Genomic DNA, 8,429 nt, shown 5'->3' with positions numbered 1-8,429 from the left:
GGATAATCTGCTTCACGGACGGTCCCCTCGTTTGAGATTGCACAACCTCATTCTGGCACACTGATGCCGTAGGGGGCCGTCCACACCATCAACCACGAACGGTTATTGGTGAGCGACGCTGGAACGACGAGTTCCGTTCACAACACCCGCCACGGCGTATGGGTCCCTGCTTTCGCAGGGACGACGGTGGTGAGTGTGGCGCGATCGGTGCGTCAAACTCAGCACGAGCCTTCAGCAACGCAATCGCAATCACCCAGCCTTCCTTCGCCCCGCGCGCTTCGCCGGCTCCTTCGCGCCATCCTGCTTCGGCGCGCGCAATTCCCGGGCGGCGAGGCTGACGACCTCGGCGATCTGCTGCAGCTGCGAGGCCAGCGGAGAGGTCTTGCGCCAGACCATGCCGATGGTGCGCGAGGGCTGCGGATGCTTGAAGCGCGAGACCGTGACCGGCGCCGAGCGCGTCTCCACCGTCACCGCCATCTCGGGAATCAGGGTGACGCCGATGCCGGCGCCGACCATCTGCACCAGCGTCGACAGCGAGCTCGCATCCAGCACCTCGCGCGGCGGCGACGACGATTGCATGTTGCAGAACGACAGCGCCTGGTCGCGGAAGCAGTGGCCTTCCTCGAGCAGCAACAGCCGCATCTCGCGCAGCATCTCGGCGCTCGGCACCGGCGTCTTGGCATCCTCGACCGGCCGCACCAGCAGGAAATTCTCCGAGAACAGCGCGACCTCGGTCAGCGACGGTTCCGACACCGGAAGCGCCACGATCGCGGTGTCGAGCCGGCCCTCGGCAACTTCCTTGATCAGCTTCGGCGTCAGCGTCTCGCGGACATGGATGTCGAGCTCGGGATGCAGCCGCCCCAGCGTCTCGATCACCTTCGGCAGCAGATACGGCGCGATGGTCGGGATCATGCCGACGCGCAGCCGTCCGGCGAGCTTGTCGCGCGAGGCGCGCGCGAAGTCGCCGAGCTCATCGACCGAGCGCAGGATGTCGCGCACGCGATGCAGGAGGTCCTCGCCGAAGGTCGTCAGGGTGACCTGTCGGGCATTGCGTTCGATCAGGACGCCGCCGACCGCCCGTTCCAACTCGCGGATCTGCATCGACAGCGCCGGCTGCGACACCGCGCAGGCATCCGCGGCGCGTCCGAAATGCCCGTGCCGCGCCAGCGCATCGAAATACCTCAGTTGCCGGAGTGTGACGTTTATCATCAGATTATCTTATCGACGCGATCACTAAAGTCAATTTCACCTGATGGATTGGGGCGCGTAGAATCGTTCTTGGAAGAGCTCCAGCACATTCCAGAATCCACCACCTCGGAGAAGAAACATGGACGCAAAAACCGACGAAGGCGCGGGCAAATGCCCATTCACGGCAGCCCCTCGCGGACACACGAATCGTGACTGGTGGCCGAAGTCGCTGGACGTTCAGGTCTTGCATCACAACTCCAGCCTGTCCGATCCGATGGGCAAGGAGTTCGACTACGCCAAGGAATTCAAGACCCTCGACCTCAACGCTGTGATCAAGGACCTGACGGCCCTGATGACGACGTCGCAGGAGTGGTGGCCGGCGGACTTCGGCCATTACGGCGGCTTGATGATCCGCATGGCCTGGCACTCGGCGGGCACCTACCGCATCAGCGACGGCCGCGGCGGCGCCGGTGCCGGTCAGCAGCGGTTCGCCCCGCTCAACAGCTGGCCCGATAACGCCAACCTCGACAAGGCGCGCCGGCTGCTCTGGCCGGTCAAGCAGAAATACGGCCGCAAGATCTCCTGGGCCGACCTGTATGTCCTCGCCGGCAACGTCGCGCTGGAATCGATGGGCTTCAAGACGTTCGGCTTTGCGGGCGGCCGCGCCGACGTGTGGGAGCCGGAAGAACTGTATTGGGGGCCGGAGGGCACCTGGCTCGGTGACGAGCGCTACAGCGGCGAGCGTCAGCTCTCCGAGCCGCTCGGCGCGGTGCAGATGGGCCTGATCTACGTCAACCCGGAAGGCCCGAACGGCAATCCTGACCCGGTCGCCGCCGCAAAGGACATCCGCGAGACGTTCTTCCGCATGGCGATGAACGACGAGGAGACCGTTGCGCTGATCGCCGGCGGCCACACCTTCGGCAAGACCCACGGCGCGGGTGATCCGTCGCTGATCGGGCCGGAGCCGGAAGGCGCCGCGCTCGAGGATCAGGGCTTGGGGTGGAAGAGCAAGTTCGGCACCGGCGTCGGCGCCGACGCGATCACCGGCGGCCCCGAGGTCACCTGGACCCAGACGCCGACGAAGTGGAGCAACCACTTCTTCGAAAACCTGTTCAAGTATGAATGGGAGCTGACCAAGAGCCCCGCGGGCGCGAAGCAGTGGAAGGCGAAAGGCGCTGCGGCCGACATTCCGGACGCGTTCGACCCGTCGAAGAAGCACGTCCCGACCATGCTGACCACGGACCTCTCGCTGCGCTTCGATCCGGCCTATGAGAAGATCTCGCGCCGGTTCTACGAGCATCCGGATCAGTTCGCGGACGCTTTCGCCCGCGCCTGGTTCAAGCTGACGCATCGCGACATGGGCCCGATCCAGCGCTACCTCGGCCCGCTGGTGCCGAAGGAGACGCTGATCTGGCAGGACCCCGTGCCGGCGCTCGATCATGCCGTGATCGACGACAAGGATATCGAGGCGCTCAAGGCGAAGATTCTCGGCTCGGGTCTGTCGGTGTCCGAACTGGTATCGACCGCCTGGGCTTCGGCCTCCACGTTCCGCGGCTCGGACAAGCGCGGCGGCGCCAACGGTGCGCGCATCCGTCTCGCCCCGCAAAAGGACTGGGATGTCAACGAGCCGGCGCAGCTCAAGACCGTGCTGTCCAAGCTCGAAGCCATCCAGAAGGAGTTCGGCAAGAAGGTCTCGCTCGCCGACCTGATCGTGCTCGGCGGCGCGGCTGCGATCGAGAAGGCGGCGAAGGACGGCGGCACCAATGTGAAGGTCCCCTTCACGCCGGGCCGTACCGATGCGTCGCAGGACCAGACCGACGCCGCTTCCTTCGCCCCGCTCGAGCCGCGGGCTGACGGCTTCCGCAACTACATCAGCGGCAAGCCCCAGGCCATGCTGCCCGAGGAGGCGTTGATCGATCGCGCGCAGCTGCTGCGGCTGACCGGACCGGAATTGACGGTCCTGGTCGGCGGCCTGCGCGTGCTCGGCGCCAACGCCAAGAAGTCGAAGCACGGCGTCTTCACCGGCAAGCCGGGGACGCTGACCAACGACTTCTTCCTCAACCTGCTCGACATGGGCACGGTGTGGAGCGATGTCGGCGAGGGCGTCTATGAGGGCCGCGACCGCAAGACCAAGGCGGTGAAGTGGACCGGCACCCGCGTCGACCTGATCTTCGGCTCGCACTCGCAGCTGCGCGCGTTCGCCGAGGTCTACGGCTCGTCGGATGCCAAGGAGCAGTTCGTGAAGGACTTCGTCGCGGCCTGGGCCAAGGTGATGAACGCCGATCGCTTCGACCTCGTGAAGTAAGCGGCCGGCAACGGCAATCAGGGACAGGGCGGTGCTTCGGCGCCGCCCTGTTTCGTTTCGGGGACGCTGGTGGCTTTCCGCGGTTTGCTCAGTCGTGCAGCTTCATGTCGCGGATCATCTCCTCGAACTCCGCCTGCGTCGGAATCGCCGGTGGCGATTGCGGCGCGTTGCTCGTCGCGACGGGAGCGCCGCATTGCGAAGCCCCGCGCGAAGGCTCGAAGATTGCGGTCAGGCTCGCCCAGCACACCAGGAGAGCCACGATCCAGTCCAGTACATTGGATGCCGTCATTGCAGCACCGGTATCAGCATTTCCATGCGCTGATGGTGCAGCCGGCGCGAGGCTTGCGCAATTCGGAAGCTACGAAACGTAACTTCGGCGTAGCCGAGTGGACGCCGTCATTGCGAGCCACCCGGTCGGCGCAAAGCGCCGCCGGATGACAGGCTCCGCGAAGCAATCCATCGTGCCGCGTGGAGAAATGGATTGCTTCGTCGCTACCGCTCCTCGCAATGACGGCGGATACAATTGAATGTCCAACCCGAGCCGTGCGGTCGCTGTTACAGGGGGCTACCCGGTCCGCGCCCGCCGTCCCTCGATCGGATAGGCGGGATCGTTGAACCCCGGCGTCGAGGGATGGCCGGCGACGACGAGGCGGTCGATCGGGGCCTCGTCCTCGGCGGTGAAGCGGTAATCGAGCGCGCGGATGTAGTCGTCCCATTGCGCTTCGGTGCGCGGGCCGGCAATGACCGCGCTGACGAACGACGAGTTCAGCACCCAGGACACCGCGAACTGCCCGGCGGTGATGCCGCGGCTCTCGGCGTGGCGCTTGATCTCCTGCGCGAGCTGCAAGGATTCCCGCCGCCACTCGGTCTGCATCATGCGCTTGTCGTTGCGCCCCGCACGGGTGTCCGCGGGCGGCGCGGTATCGGGCGCGTATTTGCCGGTCAGCACGCCTCGCGCCAGCGGGCTGTAGGGCACGATGCCGAGGCCGTAATAGGCGCAGGCCGGGAAATGCTCGACCTCGGGCATCCGGTTCATCGCGTTGTAATAGGGCTGGCTCGCGACCGGGCGGTCGATGCCGAGCCGGTCGCAGATGTTGCAGATCTCGGCGACGCGCCAGGCGCGGTAGTTGGAGACGCCGAAATAGCGCACCTTGCCGGCGCGGATCAGATCGCCCATCGCGCGCACCGTCTCGTCGAGCGGCGTCGCGTGGTCTTCCTTGTGCAGGTAATAGACGTCGATGTAGTCGGTGCCGAGCCGCTTCAGGCTCTCGTCGGCGGCCTGCAACACCCAGCGCCGCGACAGGCCGCCATGGTTCGGATCGTCGCCGATCGGATTGGCGAGCTTGGTCGCGAGCACCCAGTTCGACCTTCTGTTCGAGATCGCGCGGCCCACGACCTCCTCGGACTTGCCGCCATTATAGGCGTCGGCGCTGTCGATGAAGTTGATGCCGGCCTCGCGCGCCTTGGCCACGATCCGCGACGAAGTCGCCTCATCGGTCGGCCCGCCGAACATCATGGTGCCCAAGCAAATCGGCGAAACCTTCAGGCCGCTGCGGCCGAGCTGGCGATATTGCATCGATCGTTCCTCCGAAATGACGGGGATCAACTCTCGTTCTTCAGAATCTTGAACACGCCGTTGGCCATGGCGATACAGCGCTTCTCGACCATCACCTCGGCCGTGATGAAGATCAGGCTGCGCGTCGAGCGTACCACACGCGGCCGCGTCGTCAGGATCTCGCCGATCTTGCCGGCCTCGACGAAATGGGTGTCGAGCTGCACCGTCGCAAGCGTCGGCTTGCCCGAGACGAAGCGCGCGGCCATGCCGCAGGCGCGGTCGGCGAAGGTCATGATCACGCCGCCCTGCACCAGGCCGCGGCGGTTGTGATGCTTGTCCTCGGTGATCAGTGCGAGCTCGAGCGCGCCGTCCGTCAAGCGTTCCCACAGGGGGCCGATCAGCGTCAGGAAGCCCGTGGTGTCGGCGACCTTCCAGCCGTCGGATTTGAGTCTGTCCGCGGCCTTGGCCGTCATGAGGTGAGGATCCGTTGCTTGGCTATGATTGATCGCAGGAGGCATGTCGTTCAGCTCATTTCATCAAACGCTGTTGTGTTGTAGTCAAGCGCAATGGCCCGCACATTTGACGATGCCACCCGGCGGAATATCGCAGAGCTCTGTGCCGCGTTCGCGCGTCAGGCCGCGGCCGATGCCGCGCCGACGCTGAAGCGCGCCGCGGTCGCGATCGCGCTGACCGAAGATGATGACGGCCACAGCACGGCCTTCCTGCTGACCCGGCGCAGCGCGCGCCTGCGCGCCCACAGCGCGCAATGGGCGCTGCCCGGCGGGCGCTGCGATGCCGGCGAGACGCAGCCCCAGGCCGCGCTGCGCGAATTGCACGAGGAGCTTGGCCTTGCACTGTCCGAACGCGACGTGCTCGGCATGCTCGACGACTATCCGACGCGCTCCGGCTATCTGATCACCCCGGTCGTGGTCTGGGCCGGCGCACATGCGGCGATCACGCCGAACCCGGACGAGGTCGCGTCCGCGCATCGCATAGGTCTCGATGCGATCGAGATCGAGGACGCATTCACCTTCGTCACGATTCCCGAGAGCGCGCGGCGGGTGATCCGCTTCCGGCTCGGCGGCCAGCAGATCCATGCGCCGACCGCCGCGCTGATCTATCAGTTCCGTGAGGTGCTCGCCGGCCGCAACACCCGCGTCGCCGATCTCGAGCAGCCGGTGTTCGCATGGAAGTAGGCCGATACTATCTGTGATGCCGCTTGCGGGCGTTCATCTTCATTGCCTTGCCCTGCGCAACAGGCGGATCCGTCGCGGTCGCGGGTTCCGGAGGCGCGCGCGACACATTCTCGTAACAGGAGAACCGTGAACGCGTATCCGGAAACGACCCGCAGTCCGGACGCTCGGCGCGCGCCGGTGCGGCGAGTATCACAGCGCCAGCGGTGGCGAGCCACAGTGCCATCCTCATCGCAATCTCCAAGGCCTTCCCGGGACACGCATTCTTCGGAGAACACCGCATTGTGGCGAAAATTCTGGACCTGATCGCGGCATCCGGCCGCCTTCGATCCGGACATTTCCGGGCTGACTTCGCGGCGGCGCTTGCTACAACGAGGCCATGCGCCCGCAATTGATTCGCCTTTCGTCAGGATTTGTCGCGCTCGCGCTGGTCGCCAGCGCGCCGTCTGTATCGGCCGGCGAGGCCGGTGAGCTGCCGCCGTCCGTCGCCAATGCGATGGCGCAGGCCTCGCCGCAGGCGATCATGGAGTATCGCCGCAAGCTGCAGGAATACGAGGAGGCGCGCGCCGCCTTCGAGCAGGATGCGGGTGCCTATTGGGGCGCGATCGCCGACAAGCGGCGCGGCCGCAACGCCAAGCGCCGCGACCGCGTGCAGATCACGCTCGACGATTACGTGCTGCAGCAGCCGCCGGTCTATGAGGGGCCGAGGCGGCCGGTCAATCCGGCACCCGAGGAGGAGGGCGGCAAGCCGCCGCGTCCGCCCAAGACGATCCCGGTGGTCTCGGATCTCGTCAGGGCGGCGGCCGAACAATTCCAGTTCGCGCCGCAGCGGCCGTCGAGCGAGGTCGAGTTCAAGCGCGCCTATGCCCGCTACGCGCGCGCGGCGGGGCTGACGCCGGAGCAGGCGGTGCGGGTCTATTCATTCGAGACCGGCGGCACCGGCAATTACGACGTGCAGGCCGGCATCGAGCATGGCGGCAAGCGCGCCATCTCCACCGCGATGGGCTACAACCAGCTGCTCACCACCAACACGGTCGAGCTGCTCGCCGAGCAGGGCCATGAATTCGTGCGGGATCTGACCGAGCGCGTTGCGAGGGCGCAGGGGCCGGCGCGCAAGGCCATGGAGCACAAGCTCGCGGTGCTGAAGAAGATGGTCGCGTTCACCCGTACCGTGCCCGACGACTGGTCGGCGCATCAGCGCCTCGCCGATACCGCGCAAGGCTGGGCGTGTCACGCCATGGTGCTCGACATCGATGTCGGCCCGATGCTGCAGACCCACAAGCTGCTGACCTCGGTGATCTTCGCCCGCAACAAGGGCTACACAAGGCCGCTGACCGCGGCCGAGCTCGAGATGATGAACCTGACCGGTGACGGCACCGGGCTCGACATGGTGACCATGCCGCAGGCGATGCGCGAGCAGGTGCCGACCGCGAACTTCTTCCAGCGCTCGGGCTACGAGCGCAACCCGGTCGCGATCCGCCACAACACCGTGGCCAAGCTGCTTGCCGTCACCAACGAGCGGATGGACTTCAACAGCAACAAGCCCGGCGCTCGGGAATTGGCCGGGGCGTTCTGAGGTCTGCCGAATAACGTCAGCGCATTTCCGGTTCTGATTGAATCAGAACCGGAGCCCTGGACGCTTCTTTTGACGCGTTTTCTTCACGCGAACCGGCGTCCACTTCGCTCGAAAACGCTCTATTTCGAGCCGAACATGAACTTGCCGTCGCCCTCGAGATAGGGACCGGAGCGCATGTAGAGCTGGCCGTTATGCCCGATGAAGAACAGCGTCCCCTTCGGCACTTTCTTGGCGCCCTTCAGCAGCGTGCCGGCATTGCTGGTGCCCATCTTGTACGCCCAGGTCTTGCCCTCCTTGTCATAGGCGTAGCCCATGTCGGTCTTCAGCTCCCAGGGCGCAGCCTCCTGCGCGAATGCGTATGTCGTCATCGCAGCAAGGGTCGCGGTCGCAATAAAGGTCTTGGTCAAAAAATGCGTCATGGTCCACCTCCGGCCGAAAAAAAAAAACGGCATCGTCCCCACGTTCTGAACAAATCACGAACGGTGTTCGCACGTCAATACGACAATCGGCGCGGCCGCTCACAGAGATCAGCGACTTTGTGATTTCCCGCATCAAGCTTGGCGACTATCTTCGCGTTACCGTTTACAAACGCTTTGATTGGCGGAAACACTA

8 protein-coding genes are annotated in these 8,429 nt (G+C 65.3%); 3 read left to right on the top strand and 5 right to left on the bottom strand.

The annotated features are described in order from the left end of the window. Window positions 1–249: 249 nt before the first annotated feature. Window positions 250–1,209 (bottom strand): LysR substrate-binding domain-containing protein, encoded by a 960-nt coding sequence (locus tag AC628_RS40125; RefSeq protein WP_074132256.1) that lies wholly within the window; start codon window positions 1,207–1,209, stop codon window positions 250–252. A gap of 118 nt (window positions 1,210–1,327) precedes the next feature. Here AC628_RS40125 and katG point away from each other — a divergent pair, with 118 nt between their 5' ends. Further along, window positions 1,328–3,493 (top strand): catalase/peroxidase HPI, encoded by a 2,166-nt coding sequence (gene katG, locus AC628_RS40120; protein ID WP_074132255.1) that lies wholly within the window; start codon window positions 1,328–1,330, stop codon window positions 3,491–3,493. An 88-nt stretch (window positions 3,494–3,581) separates the two neighbouring features. On the opposite strand, the gene AC628_RS40115 is transcribed toward katG, so the two are convergent. The 3 genes from AC628_RS40115 to AC628_RS40105 form a co-directional block, all read right to left on the bottom strand. Next, window positions 3,582–3,782, bottom strand: coding sequence for a hypothetical protein (locus AC628_RS40115; protein WP_074132254.1), 201 nt, complete (start codon window positions 3,780–3,782; stop codon window positions 3,582–3,584). Window positions 3,783–4,058: 276 nt separating this feature from the next. After that, window positions 4,059–5,069, bottom strand: a complete 1,011-nt coding sequence (locus tag AC628_RS40110; protein WP_074132252.1) for an aldo/keto reductase — start codon at window positions 5,067–5,069, stop codon at window positions 4,059–4,061. A gap of 26 nt (window positions 5,070–5,095) precedes the next feature. Next, on the bottom strand, window positions 5,096–5,521 hold the full coding sequence (locus tag AC628_RS40105) for a PaaI family thioesterase (protein ID WP_074132250.1): 426 nt from the start codon (window positions 5,519–5,521) through the stop codon (window positions 5,096–5,098). 93 nt (window positions 5,522–5,614) lie between these two features. On the opposite strand from AC628_RS40105, the gene AC628_RS40100 reads away from it, so the two are divergent. Both AC628_RS40100 and AC628_RS40090 read left to right on the top strand, forming a co-directional pair. Next, on the top strand, window positions 5,615–6,244 hold the full coding sequence (locus AC628_RS40100; RefSeq protein WP_074132249.1) for an NUDIX hydrolase: 630 nt from the start codon (window positions 5,615–5,617) through the stop codon (window positions 6,242–6,244). Between the two features lie 376 nt (window positions 6,245–6,620). Next, complete coding sequence (locus tag AC628_RS40090) at window positions 6,621–7,817, top strand: hypothetical protein (protein WP_074132247.1); 1,197 nt, start codon at window positions 6,621–6,623, stop codon at window positions 7,815–7,817. Window positions 7,818–7,936: 119 nt separating this feature from the next. Here the strand turns inward: AC628_RS40090 and AC628_RS40085 are convergent, their stop codons facing one another. Further along, window positions 7,937–8,236 (bottom strand): hypothetical protein, encoded by a 300-nt coding sequence (locus tag AC628_RS40085; RefSeq protein ID WP_074132245.1) that lies wholly within the window; start codon window positions 8,234–8,236, stop codon window positions 7,937–7,939. Between the last annotated feature and the right edge of the window lie 193 nt (window positions 8,237–8,429).

It is taken from the genome of Bradyrhizobium sp. NAS96.2, from assembly GCF_001908235.1.
GTDB lineage: Bacteria > Pseudomonadota > Alphaproteobacteria > Rhizobiales > Xanthobacteraceae > Bradyrhizobium.
The sequence above is the reverse complement of the archived record's forward strand: the minus strand, read 5'-3'. Positions and strand labels throughout refer to the sequence as shown.

What these genes read in the sequence shown, in the direction of transcription:
- AC628_RS40125 (WP_074132256.1), bottom strand. Translation starts at nt 1,209, where the DNA reads ATGATAAACGTCACACTCCGGCAACTGAGGTATTTCGATGCGCTGGCG.
- katG (WP_074132255.1), top strand. Translation starts at nt 1,328, where the DNA reads ATGGACGCAAAAACCGACGAAGGCGCGGGCAAATGCCCATTCACGGCA.
- AC628_RS40115 (WP_074132254.1), bottom strand. Translation starts at nt 3,782, where the DNA reads ATGACGGCATCCAATGTACTGGACTGGATCGTGGCTCTCCTGGTGTGC.
- AC628_RS40110 (WP_074132252.1), bottom strand. Translation starts at nt 5,069, where the DNA reads ATGCAATATCGCCAGCTCGGCCGCAGCGGCCTGAAGGTTTCGCCGATT.
- AC628_RS40105 (WP_074132250.1), bottom strand. Translation starts at nt 5,521, where the DNA reads ATGACGGCCAAGGCCGCGGACAGACTCAAATCCGACGGCTGGAAGGTC.
- AC628_RS40100 (WP_074132249.1), top strand. Translation starts at nt 5,615, where the DNA reads ATGGCCCGCACATTTGACGATGCCACCCGGCGGAATATCGCAGAGCTC.
- AC628_RS40090 (WP_074132247.1), top strand. Translation starts at nt 6,621, where the DNA reads ATGCGCCCGCAATTGATTCGCCTTTCGTCAGGATTTGTCGCGCTCGCG.
- AC628_RS40085 (WP_074132245.1), bottom strand. Translation starts at nt 8,236, where the DNA reads ATGACGCATTTTTTGACCAAGACCTTTATTGCGACCGCGACCCTTGCT.